Source organism: Peribacillus sp. NPDC096447, assembly GCF_044762725.1.
GTDB lineage: Bacteria > Bacillota > Bacilli > Bacillales > DSM-1321 > Peribacillus.
Genome location: NZ_JBIWEV010000001.1, coordinates 892,589 through 909,640 on the forward strand (window position 1 = coordinate 892,589; position 17,052 = coordinate 909,640).

The following is a 17,052-nucleotide window of genomic DNA, read 5'->3' on the forward strand; positions in this document are numbered from 1 at the left end:
CCCCTCATTAATGTTTGAATTGTCTTTTTTGATAATGATCACAAAGCAGCTTCACGACTAGATTTGTAAAAAAGATAAGTAAAGACAGGATGAATATTTCATTGAATTTGGCAAAATGCTGAAGCTCTTTAATTTTACTGGCCACTAATGTGGTTTGGGCCGTGACCAAAAAGATGATTCCGCTGATCGTCACCATACTATTGATGAAATAGTAGCTGAACATCTCGATCACCGTAGATGCCGAATTTGGCAGAATGACACGATAGATTGTCCTGATCCAGCTATCCCCCAATAGATTCCCGGTGGTTTCCCAACCAGGGTTCATTTTGGATAAAGAGTTCTTCGCCATTAAATAGGGTGTTGTAAAGAAGTGGACAATGTTACATAGAATGATGATGGCAAAGGTCCCCTTCCAGCTGCTGCCGTTGAACAGCAGCAAATACGATAAGCCCAACACCATTCCCGGTACTGTATTCGTCAGCATCGAAATGACATCCATTGACGATTTCCCCTTAAGGGGCGTCCGGACATTCAAAACCGCAGAGCTAAAGGCGATGAACGTTCCCATTACAGCCGTCATCAAGGCAACGAATAAGGAGTTTTTATAAACTGCCGTTAAATCGCTCGATTGGAATGTGTCGATAAAGTGCTTTAAGGTGAACGAGAGATCGTAAGGGAAACTAGTTAAAAATGGTGCAATGAACATGACCGCAAATACAGAAAACATCCCTATCAAGACCAGCAGCGAGATACCCCCAAAACATATATCCCTTCCTATGTGCTTCGTCAATTCGATATCGCTGAACTTGTCATAATGAAAATTAAGTTTTTCGAGATAGTTTAATAGAAAAACACTGAATACTACCGGAATGAGCATGAGAATGGCAATCACTGCACCATTATTGAAATCAGGGATTGAACCTAGCATGACTTGATACAGTTGCGTCGCAACAACGGAGTAGGTCCCTCCGACTGAAGCCGGTATCCCAAAATCGGTGAAGCTCAAGATGAATGAAAGTACAAAGGCTCCTCCCAAAGTTCCCGATAATGGCCGTATGATCGTATTCATGAAACTTCTTATCGTTCCGTCACCCATTAATTTTGAAACGATGATGAACTTTTTATCCATGTACTTGAAGGAATTATTAATGAGCAGAAAAGCTGATGGCAATGTATAAATCACATAACCTATCAATAATCCATTAAATCCGTATATATCGAATAGATTCCTTCCAAAAATCTTCGTTATGATTCCTTGATTGCCGAAAGAGTAGATAATCGCAAACCCGAACGTGATCGTCGGAAGCAGCATCGGAATAAGGATCCCTGTTTTAATTACACTTTTTAACGGCCTATATAATCGGGTGCAATGGATGGAATAGGCCAGGAAAAAGGCTAAAACGGTTGTAATGACGGCTGTGAGCCCTGAGATTTTCACGCTGTTTCCAAATGACATCATCAGCTCTGCATTTGAAAGAACCGTTAGATAATTCGAGAGATTGATTCCATCAGCCGTTTCAAAAGAACGGACGAACAATATCCCAAGCGGCAAGAAAAGAAAAGCGGCAAATAGCAGTAAGATAGGTATATAAATGACTCTCATTGCCGGTTTTACATCAGGCATACTTTTCACCAAATAAGTTGTAAATATTTTCTCTCTTGATCTCCAGTTGTTTAAGAATGAATTCCTTCACAAAATCATTGGCTGGTTGATTGATGATTTCTTGAGGCGATCCAAATTGAGAAATATTCCCTTGATTAATGATCAAAATCTTATCGGACATCGTCAAAGCCTCTTCCGGGTCATGTGTCACTATGATCGTCGTCAGCTTAAATTCTCGTGCTATGGTTTTGATGCGTTCCTTTATCGATTCCTTGATCACACCATCCAAAGCACTCAGCGGCTCATCAAGTAAAAGGATTTTCGGTTTCATTACAAGAGTCCTTGCGATCGAAACCCTTTGTTTCTGACCCCCGGATAATTCGCTGATCCTTTTTTTCAAATGCGGTGTTAATTCCAGGAAATCGATGTATTCCTGAAGCTCTTCCTTGGAAACGGATCCCTTCCTGTTCCTCAATCCATAAACGATATTTTCATAGGCATTCAAATGCGGGAAAAGAGCATAATCCTGGAAAACGATATTAAATCCCCGGTCTTTCATGGGCACGTTACTCAAATCGGTATCATTGAAAATGATTTTTCCATGATTGATACCCGTCAAGCCCAAAATTATATGTAATAAAGTAGTTTTGCCGCTTCCACTTGGTCCTAAAAGTGAAACGATCTCCCCCGTTTTAATTTCAAGATTTATATTATCCAAAACTGATTTTCCATCGAATTGCTTGCTAATATTTTGTAATTTTAGCAAACCGTTCACCTCCTTTAATACACCCTTAGTATAAAAGCCCTTTGTAAAACGAATTTGAGTTTTTTGTAAATACTCTGTAAATATTGAACACTTTATTACTAACTTAATACTAACTTTTGACTAACTAGTGATATTTTTATCATCTATATGTTGAATATGTTCGCGGTAAACAGTACACTTAAACTGAATATCAGGAAGATAGATATGAAGAATAGGCGGGTGTAACTTATGCTTCCTCTTGAAAGGCAAAAGAAGATCATCGAGTTATTAACGATTAGAAAAGTTATGAAGATTGCCGAGCTTACTGAAGAAATGCAAGTTTCCATCGAAACCATCAGAAGGGATATAAACCTTCTTACAAGGCAAGGAAAAATTGAAAAGATCTATGGCGGCGTTAAGCTGGTTCAATCGAAGTTTGGAGAATCGACGATAGATGAACGGATGTTCAGTCAATTAGAAGAAAAGGAAACCATCGCTCAAAAATGCAGTGAGTATATCGACGATGGTGATTGCATTTATATCGATAGTGGTTCGACAACCTATCAAATCGCTAAATATATAAAACAGAAAAAGAAACTGACCGTGATAACCAGTTCCATCCCCGTTGTAAATGAGCTCATTCATAGCGACATCGAGATATTGATCATTGGCGGGAAAGTCAGGCGAAATGAACAATCCATCGTTGCATTTGACTACTTATTTAACTTTAGTGAATTGAATATTACAAAAGCATTCATTTGTGCGAGTGGCATAACCGTTGAAAAAGGCATATCCGACTATAATTTAGAAGAAGCGAACACACGAAAAAAAATCATAGATCTATCCCAAGAAGTCTATGTTGCCGCTGACAGCACAAAGTTCGGGAAAGACGTGACCATCGGGATATCGTCACTGGATAAAATCGATTACATCATTACTGACGATCATCTGCATAAAGATTTCATCTCTTCGTTTAAAGAGACCGGCACACATTTGATTCTTTCTTAAAAGCAAGAAAAAAACGGGAACTATACAATAGTATAAGTCCCGTTTTTCAGGTACGGCGAATGCCAAGTGTATTCGGAAAGAAGGACGTTTAACCAGTCTAATTATAGCGATCACCTTCATCACAACGTTGATTTCCTCTTCAGGCACTCGCTTTCCGCGGGCGGTCCGGTAGCCTCCTCGGCGCTTTTCCCGCAGGAGTCTCGCGCCTTCCGTTCCAATCAACTGGAATGTTTTTTTTAAAAATCTGCAGGTAAACTCACTGGATTGAAGAAATTTGCAACACTCCTGCCGAAAAACTGACTAGCCAAGACCCCACAGGCGCTTGCGGCGAGGAGGCTGGATTTAAAGGAATGATTGTGCTGGATTCCCGTTTAACGGTTCCGGACAAATAAAAAAAATGCCCATTCATACCAGGGCATTTTGATGATCCATTTATTAATTTACAAATAGATATAACTTCCTATTATATTCCTCAAATGCCTGCTGGTCCTTTTCCGTGTAGTCCATCCACTTCACTTTCTTGCATCTTTCCTCTAATCTCTCATTCAGTTCATCTTCTATTTCATTCATGAAACGAATGATTTCCCCATAAGGCATATTGAAATGACGGGCTGCGAGCCTAGGCGGAGAATGCTTTACCAGCAATCTCATGAATTGATCGACCGTATCCGCCTTCGATGCAAGATAATCTTCTTCGTTCACGATGAATTCATACACTTGTTTTTTGACGCCAGAAAGTCTGGTTACTTCGTCGCGCAATAAAAACTCCATTAATCTTTCGTTCATATGGCTCTACCTCGAATTGGTTTATATTTAAATCCTTTTAGATATGTATGAAAAGTCTGTACTGCCCGATACCTCATTATGACATCGTGACCGCAAGCCATCAAGCAATTCCTGTATCAATACACAAAGCGTAATTATTACGATTTATGATCCGTTTTAAGTAAAATAACATGTATATGCTTTAAAAGTCAACGTTCGTGTTGTGTGCATAGTAAGCATCCTTTATTGGCAAAATATGAGCATGAACAAATGGAACAGCTTTTTATTAATTTTCTATAGGTATAGAGAATAATTTTGTTAAAATTTGATATAATAAATGTAATATTTAGTCAATTAGTATCTTTTCCTAGAATTTGCTTTTGCAAAGGGGTAGAATGAAGCTAATGACATCTTATTTTTTCTAAATGTTTCCGAGGAGTTATAGGGTGGGTATAGCAAGTACATAGTGACAGCTGAAATGCTGTCCGACATATCGGTTGTTTTCATTTGTTCAAAATAACAATGAAAAGAATAAGGAGTGATTTTTTGAAACCTTCAACAAATCGCATGTTAACCCGTATTAAATCCGTTTATATGTTCATTAGTAATAACGGTACGGTTTCTACTCAAGAGCTTGTAGAAGAATTTGGCATCACTCCTCGAACTGTGCAGCGCGATTTAAATGTCTTAGCATACAATGACCTTGTTCAAAGCCCAAGCCGAGGCCTTTGGACGACAACAAGTAAAAAGGTGAAGATGTCATCGTAAAAAGAACGACCACCCGAACAAGATCGATATGTAAAATACTTTGAGGCGGACAATATTGTCCGCCTCATTTTTTGTATCCAGCTATCATTCAGTCGGTTGGCCTGCCTTTAACTGTTCAAGCTCCTCCACCGTCAACTCACGGTATTCACCAAGCTCAAGTTCCTCATCAAGCTGTAAACTCCCCATGGAAAGACGCTTTAGGTAGACGACACGTTTGCCAACGGCCTCAAACATCCGCTTCACCTGATGGAACTTTCCTTCCATGATCGTTAGCTCGATATCCGATGTCAGACCTGATTTTAAAATGTTCAATTCACCTGGTTTTGTTTCGTATCCATCATCCAAGGTCACGCCGTTGCGGAATGCCTCGATATCCCGTTCCGTCACTTCGCCATCAATGACCGCAAAATATGTTTTAGGGACATGTTTCTTTGGAGAAAGCAGTTGGTGGGCAAGCTTTCCGTCATTCGTGATCAGTAATAAACCTTCTGTGTCCTTATCAAGACGGCCTACAGGAAATGGCTCGAATACCGAATCTTCCGGCTCCAAGATGTCGATGACCGTTTCTTGGTAGTTGTCTTCCGTTGCCGACAATACGCCTGGCGGTTTATTCATCATTAAATATATGAATTCCCTGTATTCAACCCGTTCACCATGAACCGTAACGATTTCCGTATCAGGGTCCACTTGTTCCTTCGGGTCCTTAAGCAGCCTGTCATTGACCTTGACGGCGCCGGATTTCAGGAGCTTTTTCACTTCTTTCCTGCTGCCATAACCAATATTGGATAAAATCTTATCTATTCTCATCGTTTCCTCCTAAAGCCTTTTTCAGTAAAAAGCCTTGCCCACTTTAATGACAGGCAAGGCCAATATATTTTAATCTGGGGATTCACCATTCAATACCCTTTATTTTACACATCAAACTTCCAGCTTATAATCCTAATTTAGCTTTTAACCGATCGATCCGGGTACCGAACAAACGATGGGCAAGTTTGCTTTTCAAGGAAAGCGCCGCATAAATGAGCGCTCCAAAAATTGCACAAACGGCCACGATCAAAATCGCCTGGAAGCGCCCTTCCGTTGTAAGCCACAGCGATAATAAACTGTTCATGCCCCATGCAGCCATTCCCATGATAATTGAAAAAACAGTGATCAAAACAGATCTTCTGATGGTAAGGCTGTAACGATATCCAGTAAAGTAGGTAATGACATACAAATTCAGCAGCACAGCAGCCAAGTAGCCGAATGCCGTGGCATAAACGGATCCTTCCGTTTCAAACAACTTGATCATCGGGATATTCAAGCTCAATTTGATTAAAAAGCCTACAAGCAGGCTTAGCACCGTATATTTTTGCTGATTGATGCCTTGTAAAATGGCCGCCGAAACGGAAAAAAGCGCAAATAAGATGGAAACGGGAGCATATGCCTTCAAGACACTGATTCCAAGTGGATCATGGCTGTAAAAGGCACTATAGATTGGATCCGCTAGCACCGACATGCCAACGACAGCTGGAATCGTAATGAACAACAAAATTTGGAAGGCTTGGTTCAGCTGGCGGTTTAACTCTTCCGAATCCTCGCTTACATATGCCTTCGTCACCGAGGGAAGAAGCGCCATTGAAAATCCGGTTGCCAGCGTCATCGGAATCAAGACAAGCTTCTGGGCATATACATTCAACACCCCAAGGGCATCTTCTGCGACGTGCTGCAAACCGATTGAAGACATCGCCTTATTGAAAGACAATAAGTCCGCAAACTGAAACAATGGCATCGCGATTCCGACAAATATGAAAGGAATCGACGAAAGAAATATTTCTTTATAGATCTCCTTCAGGGAAATTTCCATCGTCCCCCGGTCTTTCTTCATCAAGCTGTCCAAATGGGGTTTTTGTTTTTTCCAATACCAAAATAATACCACTAAACCGCCGACAGCCCCAACCGTCGCCGCGAAGGTAGCTACTTGGATGGCTCTCACTAACTCTCCATCAAGGACATTCAAAACAACATACACACCGGCCAGAAGGAACACGATGCGGACGATCTGTTCGATAACCTGAGATATGGCCGTTGGTTCCATCGCTTCATGACCTTGAAAGAAGCCGCGGATGATACTCATGAACGGTACAAAAATCAAGGCGAAGCTGACTGCCCGTATGATCTCCGTGACATCACTGACATCTTCCTGCCTGACCCCAAAGACTCCAGTAAACAGCGGAGCCATCGTATAGAGAATCAAGAAAGCGAGAAAACCGGTGACAACCATTAATTTCAGGCTAGATTTAAATAACTTTTCACCGACTGCGTATTCCTCAAGCGCATTATACTTCGAAATAAATTTAGAAACAGCAAGCGGCATGCCTGCCGTTGCAAAGCTAATGAAAATGGTATATGGAACGTACCCATATTGATAGAGGGTAGCCCCTTTATTCCCAACCATATGTTCAAATGGGATGACGTAAAATAAACCAAGTATCTTGGAAATGATCGCTCCCAGCGTTAATATAAAAGCCCCTTTTAAAAACTTAGATGACATCTAATCCCTTCCTGCCTCTGTCAGTTACGTTTCACACGCTCTTTATCTTATCATATTAAAGTATTTTTTCTATAGAAAACTACACTCAAGTTTATCGTTTTCGATGATAATACACAAACAAATAATTCCTTTTCTTCTACATTCGCAATCTGACGGGCTCTTGCTATATAATGAAGGGACTGAAAATGATAAAGTGGTGATCAATTTGAAATATGATGTAGTGGTAATTGGCGGCGGTCCTTCCGGATTGATGGCAGCAATTGCAGCCGGTGAAAAAGGTGCCCATGTCTTGTTAGTGGATAAAGGCGAGAAGCTTGGCAGGAAACTTGCAATCTCGGGCGGCGGACGCTGCAACGTGACGAACAGGCTCTCAATCGATGAAATCATTCAGCATATCCCTGGAAACGGGCGATTTCTATACAGTGCTTTCTCAGAGTTCAATAATGAGGACATTATTCAATTCTTTGAAAAATTGGGCGTGGCTCTAAAAGAAGAGGACCATGGCCGGATGTTCCCTGTCAACGATAAAGCACAAAGTGTCGTGGATGCCCTTCTGACGCGCCTGTCGAATTTAAAGGTAACGATCTATAAGAACTCTCCAGTTGCGGAAGTTCTCTATGAACATGGAAAAACCAGCGGTGTCCGGTTAAAAGATGGCCAGACCATTGACACGGATGCAGTCGTGATTGCAGTCGGCGGGAAATCAGTTCCCCACACCGGTTCAACGGGAGACGGCTACGCATGGGCTAAAAAGGCGGGACATACGATTACCGAGCTGTTCCCAACTGAAGTTCCCGTACTTAGCCATGAAACATTCATTAAAGATCGAACACTTCAAGGTCTTGCACTTCGCGATGTTTCATTGAGTGTCCTTAACCCAAAGGGCAAGGCCCTGATCACACACCGAATGGATATGCTCTTCACCCATTTTGGCGTCTCCGGTCCAGCTGTTCTAAGATGCAGCCAATTCGTCGTGAAAGCGATGAAAAAATGGAACTTGTCGGAAGTGACTATGAGACTCGATGCCCTGCCGGACCGAAACAAGGAAGAGGTTTTTCAAGATATCATGAAGGAAATCAAAGCCGAACCGAAAAAAGCCATTAAAAACACCTTAAAAGGCTTAGTTCCTGAACGATACCTTCACTTCCTGCTTGAGCGAAGCGGCATCGACCTTCAAGAACAAGGAGCGACGATATCAAATGAAAAAATCCGCCGCTTTGCAGAATTATGCAAGGACTTCCAATTCGGAGTGCACGGCACCCAGCCGCTGGAAAAAGCCTTCGTCACGGGCGGCGGCGTATCCGTCAAAGAAATACATCCCAAGGAAATGGCATCCAAACTAATGGACGGACTGTATTTCTGCGGTGAAATTCTGGATATACACGGATACACAGGCGGCTATAATATCACATCGGCATTAGTAACCGGAAGACTCGCCGGAATGAATGCTGCCATGTATGCCCGTTCATAATTCGTAAAAGAGGCTGATCCGCTTGGATCAGCCTCTTTTATTGCGATTTCGTCAGCCTACACATCCATTCGGTGTTTGTTAGCTTTGATTCTGGCGTAGGTGCTGTTATTTGGGCCTTCACCGTACTTTTTTTTCCGCACCCGCGCCGCCTCTACTATCCGGCTTTTCGATTAAAACATTTCTGGATGATGGCGAAATGCTTCGAGGTCAATGGTATTCCGTTTCGTGAATGTGACGCCTTCACTCTCTAGCATCGCCTTCTGGTGTTCTGCGGCGCCTTCAGCTTTTATGCCGATTTCGCCTTTGGCATTGATTACCCGGTGCCAAGGAAGGTCATGTTTTTTACTGCTTGAATGAAGGATCCTTACAACCTGCCTTGCACCGCGCGGACTTCCGGCGAGCTGTCCAATTTGACCATATGTCATCACTTTACCGGAAGGGATTTGTTGTATGATATTAATTACCCGTTCAGTAAAACTTTCCAAATAACTTGCCCCTTCCATTCTATCCGTTTGCTAAAATCGTGATTTTTTCATCGGTTATCAGGACCCCATGATGCTTGATCAAGTTTGTTTTAAGCTCGGCAGGCACTCTGCAGTCATCGTACGCACAAACAGAAATCAATCCTCGTTCCTTGATCAGTTTGTTGATTCCTTTTTCATATTCGCCTATCGCAAAGCTGGCTTGATCGTCTTGGCCCCATTCAACATGGCCCCAAGTCCTCACGTGCTGATTGCGTTCAGTGTATGTATCGATATTTTCCAAGAAATAATTAACCATCGTCGAAGGATGGAAGTCTCCATGAAAACAATAAAAATCAAAATTATTCATAAGATGCACTTGCCCCAATTGCTCCTCATTTAAATGAAGCTGCAATTTCTTGTACACGAAAGGAAAGATACGGTCATTTTCGACGACCAGGATATGGTCTCCCTGTTCAACACCTGTAATGATGAATGTTGCCTCATTTTCAATGTAGGCTTCCAATTCATTAAAACAATATAAGATATGGCCACCATCCGATTGCTGTATATTTTCTAGTAGTTGTTTCATATTGTTATCCAAAATGGATCTCCCCTTTAAATACACCAGTCCGCTCTATGTATTATGTATAACTTTACCCATTATCTCCGTGTTTGTAAAATTCATAGAAGAAAATAATCAGTTTTTCCTAATGTCATCCGTTATGATCGGGAATTTTGTTGAGTCGAATGGAGGCTGCTTTTAGTCACTCATTGAATGACCAAGGCAGCCCAATTCAGCAGATTCCGTTCTTCATGCATTTTCCCTTTTGATGTTCGTCCCTAAATCACAGGATAATACGGCACATAACGCGGGTTATAATAATATGGCGGTCTTGGTCCTATGAGCGGCAATTCAAAGGTATTTGGGTTGGAATCATATAACAACTCCACTTTTTCATCCGATTGTTCGACCAATAATAACTTCACTTCTTCGCTATAATAATATGGCATATAGAGGCCCCCAAAAACTTTTTTTCTCCCCTTCAGCATATTCGAGCCGCACGGCAACGAGCCCGTACCCATACATGTTCTTCATGCACGGCGTTTACTTGCTATACATAAAGTAAACCGACTAAATTCTTTTTTAGGAGGACTCCTCATGGCAGAAGATAAGAAAAAAAAATCATCCGATAAAGGCTATCCCATGCAGCCGAATTATGGAAAGATCACCCGTTATCAAGACGTTCCCATCACGGTTCCGGAGCAACGCCAATTCCGCCAGCCTGGTGTAGAAAAATTAATGGTGCCCCGGCCCATCATCGAAAATCCCAATTATAGGGGCAGCGGGAAATTAACAGGTAGTGTCGCATTGATAACTGGCGGAGACAGTGGGATTGGAGCTGCGGCTGCCATTGCCTTTGCTAAAGAAGGCGCAGATGTTTCCATCGCTTATCTGGATGAACATGAGGATGCCAATCGGACTAAAATGGAGAATTGAAGAGCTTGGACAACGTTGCTTACTGCTTCCTGGTGACTTAAGGGATAAACAGCAATGCATCAATATCGCGGAAGACAGCATCGAAACATTTGGAAAGCTCGATATTCTTTGTAACCATGTGGGTATTCAATTTCAGCAATTAAGCTTGCTTGATATTACGGATGAGCAATTCGATGATACCTTTAAAGTGAATATCTATTCCCACTTCTACACGACCCGTGCTGCCCTTCCCCATTTAAAGGCCGGGGCCTCCATCATTAATACATCTTCAGTCGTGACGTTTAATGGGAATAAGCAATTAATTGATTACACGGCGACTAAAGGGGCCAACATTGGTTTTACCCGTGCCTTGGCAAACAGTCTTGTCGATCAAGGCATCCGGGTGAATGCCATTGCGCCCGGAAGGTTTTGGACACCCCTCATCCCGGCAAGTTTCTCGGCAGACGAAGTGACACAAGTCGATAACCCGATGGAGCGTCAAGGCCAGCCATTTGAACTGGCTCCCACCTTTGTCTATCTCGCTTCTGATGATTCCCGTTTTGTGACAGGACAAACACTTCATGTCAACGGCGGGGAAGCGACATCGTCCTAATTTCCACATCGCATTTCACGAAAAAAAGACTACCTTGATTGCACGCCTTGCAGCAATAGGAAGTCTTTTTTTGATTATAGGCCAGCCGGCCTTTATTTTTTTTTATAGATGATCATCGCACTAAAACAGTAGATCTGTTCCTCTTCCTCTTCACCTGTAGTGGCGACATTGTATTTGATATCGACGATTTGATTATCACGAATGTCTTCAAGGAAAAAGTTCATTTCATCCTCAAGATCCTTTTCATGCTCATAATCAAATAATTTGACTTGTATCATCGGCTCTCCCCGCCCTTTTACTATAATGATAGTTATTGTGCAGGATGCCCATTTTACATAAAGATTATACTTGATTTGTTTGTAAAGCGGATATTAATGCAACCACTTCATCCCCGACTTCTTCTGTAGAAGCTGTCCCGCCCATATCAGGGGTGAGCGCCTTTTTATCGACCATCACCTGTTCGATCACGTCCAACACTTTAGCACCCCAAACCTCATGTCCAAAGAAATCGAGAATCTGACTGGCGGACCATATGGCCGCAAGTGGATTGGCGATGCCTTGATGTGCTATATCCGGGGCTGAACCATGAATCGGTTCGAACATCGACGGATAAATCCGTTCAGGGTTTAAATTGGCACCAGCCGCCAGTCCCATCCCGCCTGCAATGGCAGCACCTAAATCCGTGATGATGTCACCAAACAAATTGGAGGTGACAACGATTTGAAACCGTTCGGGCTGCTTGACAAAATACATGCTCGCCGCATCGACCAGATAGGAATTCGTTTCTACTTCCGGATACTCCTGTCCAATTTCTTCAAAAACCTGATCCCAAAAAACCATTGAATAATTCAATGCGTTCGCCTTGCTTATGCTGGTTAACGTCCTGCCCGTCTTACGTGCAAGTTCATACGCATAACGGATGATCCTCTCCGTCCCTTTTCTTGAAAAGACCCCCGTCTGCAGGACGACTTCTTCCGGTTTGCCTTTAAAAAGCCAATCACCGGCACCGGAATATTCCCCTTCACTGTTTTCACGGATGACAACCATATCGATTTGGTCACGAGTCACGTCTTTTAATGGACAGGGTGCACCTTGAAGCAATTTAACGGGTCGAACATTCACATATTGGTCAAATCCCTTTCTGATTTTCAGCAGGAGTTCACGTAAGGAAATATGATCCGGGACACCAGGATAACCGACCGCTCCAAGATACACGGCGTCAAACTTCATCAGTTGTTCCAGTCCGTCGTCGGGCAGCATTTTGCCGTTTTCAAGGTAATATTCACATCCCCATGGAAAATAGGTGAACTGGAAAGAAAAATCCCCGGCAATTGCAGCCACTTCTTTAAGGACCTTTACACCCTCATCAATCACCTCAGGGCCTATCCCGTCACCCGCAATGACCGCAATTTTATGAACATTCATGCTTCAACTCTCCTTTTTCTATATTTTCTGATTTTAACCCCCTAATTTTAACATATAATTTTTTGCATTCCCGTTAGAAGAGGTCCATACAGAAAAAAAAGAGACCTTTCATGATGAAAGGTCTCTTTTTTTTACGCCTTCAAATATGCGCGTCTTTCTGCATATTCACGGCATTGTGAACAAACCATGATCTTTGTTCTTTCTTCATTCAAATAAACCGTCACATTCCTGGATTTACGCTTACAAAAGTAACAGGTCTTTTTGAGGAACCTCACTTAACGATGACTTCGCCGTCCCATTCAAGCATTCCGCCAACCATGTTTGCCACTTTATATCCTTGTTCCTGAAGATAATGGCATACATTTTCACTGCGGCGTCCTGAACGGCAGATAAAAATATATTCTTTTTCTTTATCAAAGTAGTCAAGGTTTGCCGGGATATCATTCATGCGAATATGTTTCGCGCCTTCGATCATTCCCTCTTGCACTTCTTCGTCTTCACGAACATCGACAAGTTCCATCGCTTCGCCTGCCTCAAGCTTAGCTTCCACTTCTTCAGTTGTAATGATTTTGATTTCTTCCATAATTAGCACCTCGAATTATCGTTTGATTTATCTTTTTCATTATAGCAAAATTTCCAGTTAAACATCACGTAATGGATTTCCATTATGAAAATTCCCCTCACGCCTGATTGTAAAAACGCCGGCGAATATAAAATTCGCCGGCGTTTTAAAGCATAAATTTGTATTAATGCTTGAATCCCAGTTGATATTGTTCAGGGATCTCCGTTTTTTTATTCAAAGTCTTAGATGCTTCCAATGCCCAATAAGGGTTTCGCAGCATTCCTCTGCCGACGGCAACCAAATCGGCCTCTTCATTACCAATGATTGAATTTGCAAGAATCGGATCATCTAATCGACCTACAGCAATCACCGGAATATCCAAGGCTTTTTTGATTTCCCTGGCCAACGGAGTTTGATAGCTAGCATGTGTACCCGGCCTTCCGTCTGCTCCAATCGGGCCTTCTCCTCCAGAGCTTACATGGAACATATCGACGCCTGCTTCTTTAAAGACTTGTGAAAATGCAACGCTTTCTTCAATACCGTATCCGCCTTCAACGTATTCTTTTGCAGAAATACGCATGATTAAAGGCATGTCGGCAGGCATTTCGCTTTTCACTGCTTTAATGACTTCCACTCCGAATTTTGTCAGTTCTTTTCCATATTCGTCATCACGTTTATTCGTAAGCGGTGATGTGAATTGGTGGATTAAATACCCGTGTGCACCATGTAATTCAATTACGTCAAATCCTGCTGTAACAGCCCTTCTGGCCGATGCCCGGAATTTATCGACCATTTCCTTCACTTCTTTCGTTTCTAAAGCTCTTGGTGTTTTGTACGTTTCGTCAAACGCAATGGCTGATGGTGCCACCGGAGTTTCGGCATCCTCCGCTTTACGGCCTGCATGGGCAATTTGTATCCCGATTTTTGCACCGTATTGATGTACTTCCTTAACGATGTTGGAGAAAGCTCCAATTTGGTCGTCGGACCATAATCCAAGATCGCGATTCGAAATGCGCCCATCAGGCTCCACATCGGTCATTTCCACTATAATTAACCCCGTGCCGCCAACTGCCCTGCTTACATAATGCTGCTGATGCCAGTTTGTTGGTATACCATCTTCCGCTTCGACGGAGTATTGGCACATCGGCGGCATGACGATTCTATTTTTAAGTTCAAGTTCTTTTATTCGATAAGGTGAAAATAAATCATTCATAATTTTTTATCTCCTTTTTTATAAAATGCATGCACATGCATTTATATCATCTCAGTAATACCGTGTCAACTAATCAGATTCCCGAAGCTGTCATTGTAAATGCCGATGTGGTAATCCAATAAAAAAGAGAAGGGCGGATATCCCGTCCCTCTCCTTCCTTCGTGATTAAAAGTCGAAATTATCAGGATCTGGACCAACACGGTGATTCTGGTTCAATCCGTCAATTTGGTTCATTTCTTCTTCCGTCAATTCGAAATCGAATACAGATGAGTTTTCTACAATACGATGTTCTTTAGTGGATTTTGGAATCGTAACAATCCCATTTTGTAAATCCCAGCGCAAAATGACTTGTGCAACTGATTTGCCATGCTTGGTTGCAATAGCTTGTAAAACTTCATTATCCAGAAGTTCACCTTGCATCAATGGTGACCACGCTTCAAGTTGGATTCCTTGTTCCTTACAGAATGCCTGAACTTCTTTTTGAGTTAAACGCGGATGGCATTCCACTTGATTGACCATCGGCTTCACTTCTGCATCTGCCATTAAATCTTTAAGATGGTGAATCTGGAAATTGCTCACACCGATAGCTTTCACTTTTCCTTCTTTATAAAGAGTTTCCAACGCTCTCCAGGCTTCTTTATATTTTCCTTCCACTGGCCAATGGATAAGATATAAATCCAAGTACTCCAAGCCAAGTTTCTTTAAGCTTTTTTCGTAAGCCGCGATTGTCGATTCATATCCTAAATCGGCATTCCAGACTTTTGATGTTACGAATAAGTCTTCCCTTGAGATTCCAGCTTCTTTTAAGCCCTCACGGATTCCTTGGCCGACCCCTTCTTCATTTTCATAAATGGCAGCCGTATCGATACTGCGATAACCATGTTTAATGGCCACTTTAACTGCATTTACCAGCTCCGGACCTTCTTCCACCTTAAATACGCCCAATCCGAACCAAGGCATTTTGACGCCGTTATGCAATGCTGTTGTATCTTGTAAATTTTTCACCATTATCACTCTACCTCCAAATTCTTTCTTTATTGTTTTTATAGATTGTAATGCGCTTTTAGTATCAGTATCATTACATCCCTTCAAGGAACCTTCCATCATTCGCTGAAGGGATGCAATGATACTGATGTTATCGATACTCTATACGCATAGCATGCTTTTTCTAACATGCATCACTTTTTTAATCCTATGCTATCATGTCCGTCCCCTTGGTACGGTCTTTACCTTCCAGGGCCCGGCTCCATCCTGTTAAAATCACTGCTGCAAACACCATGACTCCACCTATCCACGCTGTATGGATCAATCCGATCGAATCCGTTATCACCCCTCCTAAGTAGGCACCAATGGCGATACCCGCATTGAAGGCGGCAATATTGATGGCTGACGCCACGTCCACTGCACTCGGCACGAAACGCTCCGCTAACATGACGACATACACTTGAAGCCCGGGAACATTCATGAATGCAAACAATCCCATTAAAATGATCGTAATTAAACCAGCTATCTTGAACGGTGCCGTGAAAGTCAAAACGACAAGTACTATGGCCTGAATAAGAAACATATAGAATAGGGCATTAATAGGATTGCGATTGGCGAATTTCCCGCCAAGGGTATTTCCTATCGCTATGGCTACTCCATATATTAACAAAATTAAGGCCACAGTTCCTTCTTTAAACCCTGTCACTTCCTGAAGTAATGGCGACAGGTACGTGAAGACAACGAATGTACCTCCATACCCTAACGCTGTAATGATGAATACTAGCAGCAAACGCCCATTCGTCACCAATTTGATTTGGTCACGGAAAGTGGTCCGTGCTGCTTTTCTTAAATCGGACGGCACGAGGATGCCGTTTCCGATGAAAGCAATCAAGCCGATTGCCACAATGATGATGAAAGCGAACCTCCAGCCGAATTGCTGACCGATGAACGTTCCAAAAGGAACTCCGGTCACCGTTGCCACCGTCAGACCTGTAAACATGATGGCGATGGCACTCGCCCTGCGGTTTTCAGGGACCAAATCAGCCGCAATCGTAGCGCCGATTGACATGAAGATGCCATGTGCAAGTGCTGAAATGACACGTGCGATCAATAATACACCGACTGTGGTTGCAGAAGCCGCTAATGCATTTCCGGCAATGAACACGACCATGATCCAAAGCAATAAAGTCTTTCGCGACATATTCGATGTCAGTGATGTCAGGATAGGTGCCCCGAACATGACCCCCAAGGCGTATAAGGATACCGTCAATCCGGCCGTCGTCACTGTAATGTGTAAATCTTTAGAAATGAGTGGTAATAATCCCACGCTGATGAACTCAGTTGTTCCAATCGCAAAGGCACTGATCGCTAAAGCCAGCAATGCCCATGTACTTCTATTTTTATTTGAAATCATATCCTCT

17 protein-coding genes and 1 pseudogene are annotated in these 17,052 nt (G+C 42.5%); 4 read left to right on the forward strand and 14 right to left on the reverse strand.

The window, feature by feature from the left end; genetic code table 11:
- Positions 1-7: 7 nt before the first annotated feature.
- Together ACIQZD_RS04425 and ACIQZD_RS04430 are read right to left on the reverse strand one after the other, a co-directional pair.
- The gene (locus tag ACIQZD_RS04425; RefSeq protein ID WP_402898631.1) at positions 8-1,624 is read right to left on the reverse strand and encodes an ABC transporter permease subunit; all 1,617 of its coding nucleotides are present in this window, start codon (positions 1,622-1,624) and stop codon (positions 8-10) included.
- Positions 1,617-2,369 (reverse strand): ABC transporter ATP-binding protein, encoded by a 753-nt coding sequence (locus tag ACIQZD_RS04430; RefSeq protein WP_402898634.1) that lies wholly within the window; start codon positions 2,367-2,369, stop codon positions 1,617-1,619. The genes ACIQZD_RS04425 and ACIQZD_RS04430 overlap by 8 nt, the downstream gene beginning before the upstream one ends.
- Positions 2,370-2,597: 228 nt before the next feature.
- Between ACIQZD_RS04430 and ACIQZD_RS04435 the strand changes: the two genes are divergently transcribed.
- Entirely contained in the window at positions 2,598-3,356 is a 759-nt protein-coding gene (locus ACIQZD_RS04435) for a DeoR/GlpR family DNA-binding transcription regulator (RefSeq protein WP_402898637.1), read from the forward strand.
- 435 nt (positions 3,357-3,791) lie between these two features.
- On the opposite strand, the gene ACIQZD_RS04440 is transcribed toward ACIQZD_RS04435, so the two are convergent.
- Positions 3,792-4,142, reverse strand: a complete 351-nt coding sequence (locus ACIQZD_RS04440) for a hypothetical protein (protein ID WP_402898640.1) — start codon at positions 4,140-4,142, stop codon at positions 3,792-3,794.
- A 525-nt stretch (positions 4,143-4,667) separates the two neighbouring features.
- Between ACIQZD_RS04440 and ACIQZD_RS04445 the strand changes: the two genes are divergently transcribed.
- Positions 4,668-4,889, forward strand: a complete 222-nt coding sequence (locus ACIQZD_RS04445) for a DeoR family transcriptional regulator (protein ID WP_034309346.1) — start codon at positions 4,668-4,670, stop codon at positions 4,887-4,889.
- 84 nt (positions 4,890-4,973) lie between these two features.
- On the opposite strand, the gene ACIQZD_RS04450 is transcribed toward ACIQZD_RS04445, so the two are convergent.
- Entirely contained in the window at positions 4,974-5,696 is a 723-nt protein-coding gene (locus ACIQZD_RS04450; RefSeq protein WP_402898643.1) for a pseudouridine synthase, read from the reverse strand.
- Between the two features lie 124 nt (positions 5,697-5,820).
- Positions 5,821-7,422, reverse strand: coding sequence for a putative polysaccharide biosynthesis protein (locus ACIQZD_RS04455; RefSeq protein WP_402898646.1), 1,602 nt, complete (start codon positions 7,420-7,422; stop codon positions 5,821-5,823).
- 205 nt (positions 7,423-7,627) lie between these two features.
- Between ACIQZD_RS04455 and ACIQZD_RS04460 the strand changes: the two genes are divergently transcribed.
- Positions 7,628-8,893: a BaiN/RdsA family NAD(P)/FAD-dependent oxidoreductase gene (locus ACIQZD_RS04460; protein WP_402898649.1), complete on the forward strand. Its 1,266-nt coding sequence runs from the start codon at positions 7,628-7,630 to the stop codon at positions 8,891-8,893.
- A 170-nt stretch (positions 8,894-9,063) separates the two neighbouring features.
- On the opposite strand, the gene ACIQZD_RS04465 is transcribed toward ACIQZD_RS04460, so the two are convergent.
- From ACIQZD_RS04465 to ACIQZD_RS04475, 3 genes are all read right to left on the reverse strand, one after another.
- Positions 9,064-9,396 (reverse strand): MGMT family protein, encoded by a 333-nt coding sequence (locus ACIQZD_RS04465; protein WP_402898652.1) that lies wholly within the window; start codon positions 9,394-9,396, stop codon positions 9,064-9,066.
- A 1-nt stretch (position 9,397) separates the two neighbouring features.
- Positions 9,398-9,958 (reverse strand): MEDS domain-containing protein, encoded by a 561-nt coding sequence (locus tag ACIQZD_RS04470; protein WP_402898655.1) that lies wholly within the window; start codon positions 9,956-9,958, stop codon positions 9,398-9,400.
- A gap of 239 nt (positions 9,959-10,197) precedes the next feature.
- Positions 10,198-10,368 carry a hypothetical protein gene (locus ACIQZD_RS04475; protein WP_169803975.1) on the reverse strand — a complete coding sequence of 57 codons (171 nt, stop codon included), beginning with the start codon at positions 10,366-10,368 and terminating at the stop codon, positions 10,198-10,200.
- A 148-nt stretch (positions 10,369-10,516) separates the two neighbouring features.
- Between ACIQZD_RS04475 and ACIQZD_RS04480 the strand changes: the two are divergent.
- A pseudogene (locus tag ACIQZD_RS04480) lies at positions 10,517-11,447 on the forward strand (SDR family oxidoreductase).
- A 92-nt stretch (positions 11,448-11,539) separates the two neighbouring features.
- On the opposite strand, the gene ACIQZD_RS04485 reads toward ACIQZD_RS04480, so the two are convergent.
- The 6 genes from ACIQZD_RS04485 to ACIQZD_RS04510 form a co-directional block, all read right to left on the reverse strand.
- A complete protein-coding gene (locus ACIQZD_RS04485; RefSeq protein ID WP_048682016.1) occupies positions 11,540-11,725 on the reverse strand; it encodes a sporulation protein Cse60 in 186 nt (61 codons plus the stop codon).
- Positions 11,726-11,789: 64 nt separating this feature from the next.
- Positions 11,790-12,872, reverse strand: coding sequence for a tartrate dehydrogenase (locus ACIQZD_RS04490; protein WP_402898659.1), 1,083 nt, complete (start codon positions 12,870-12,872; stop codon positions 11,790-11,792).
- A 271-nt stretch (positions 12,873-13,143) separates the two neighbouring features.
- Positions 13,144-13,455, reverse strand: coding sequence for a rhodanese-like domain-containing protein (locus tag ACIQZD_RS04495; protein ID WP_034309364.1), 312 nt, complete (start codon positions 13,453-13,455; stop codon positions 13,144-13,146).
- Positions 13,456-13,618: 163 nt separating this feature from the next.
- Entirely contained in the window at positions 13,619-14,647 is a 1,029-nt protein-coding gene (locus tag ACIQZD_RS04500) for an NADH:flavin oxidoreductase/NADH oxidase (protein WP_402898661.1), read from the reverse strand.
- A gap of 165 nt (positions 14,648-14,812) precedes the next feature.
- On the reverse strand, positions 14,813-15,655 hold the full coding sequence (locus tag ACIQZD_RS04505) for an aldo/keto reductase (protein WP_402898664.1): 843 nt from the start codon (positions 15,653-15,655) through the stop codon (positions 14,813-14,815).
- Positions 15,656-15,839: 184 nt separating this feature from the next.
- Positions 15,840-17,045, reverse strand: coding sequence for an MFS transporter (locus ACIQZD_RS04510; RefSeq protein WP_402898667.1), 1,206 nt, complete (start codon positions 17,043-17,045; stop codon positions 15,840-15,842).
- Between the last annotated feature and the right edge of the window lie 7 nt (positions 17,046-17,052).

Bases quoted from the DNA above. Each gene is read 5' to 3' on its own strand.
- ACIQZD_RS04485 (WP_048682016.1), bottom strand. From the start codon at position 11,725: ATGATACAAGTCAAATTATTTGATTATGAGCATGAAAAGGATCTTGAG.
- ACIQZD_RS04455 (WP_402898646.1), bottom strand. From the start codon at position 7,422: ATGTCATCTAAGTTTTTAAAAGGGGCTTTTATATTAACGCTGGGAGCG.
- ACIQZD_RS04435 (WP_402898637.1), top strand. From the start codon at position 2,598: ATGCTTCCTCTTGAAAGGCAAAAGAAGATCATCGAGTTATTAACGATT.
- ACIQZD_RS04510 (WP_402898667.1), bottom strand. From the start codon at position 17,045: ATGATTTCAAATAAAAATAGAAGTACATGGGCATTGCTGGCTTTAGCG.
- ACIQZD_RS04500 (WP_402898661.1), bottom strand. From the start codon at position 14,647: ATGAATGATTTATTTTCACCTTATCGAATAAAAGAACTTGAACTTAAA.
- ACIQZD_RS04490 (WP_402898659.1), bottom strand. From the start codon at position 12,872: ATGAATGTTCATAAAATTGCGGTCATTGCGGGTGACGGGATAGGCCCT.
- ACIQZD_RS04475 (WP_169803975.1), bottom strand. From the start codon at position 10,368: ATGCCATATTATTATAGCGAAGAAGTGAAGTTATTATTGGTCGAACAA.
- ACIQZD_RS04425 (WP_402898631.1), bottom strand. From the start codon at position 1,624: ATGCCTGATGTAAAACCGGCAATGAGAGTCATTTATATACCTATCTTA.
- ACIQZD_RS04450 (WP_402898643.1), bottom strand. From the start codon at position 5,696: ATGAGAATAGATAAGATTTTATCCAATATTGGTTATGGCAGCAGGAAA.
- ACIQZD_RS04465 (WP_402898652.1), bottom strand. From the start codon at position 9,396: ATGGAAGGGGCAAGTTATTTGGAAAGTTTTACTGAACGGGTAATTAAT.
- ACIQZD_RS04495 (WP_034309364.1), bottom strand. From the start codon at position 13,455: ATGGAAGAAATCAAAATCATTACAACTGAAGAAGTGGAAGCTAAGCTT.
- ACIQZD_RS04440 (WP_402898640.1), bottom strand. From the start codon at position 4,142: ATGAACGAAAGATTAATGGAGTTTTTATTGCGCGACGAAGTAACCAGA.
- ACIQZD_RS04505 (WP_402898664.1), bottom strand. From the start codon at position 15,655: ATGGTGAAAAATTTACAAGATACAACAGCATTGCATAACGGCGTCAAA.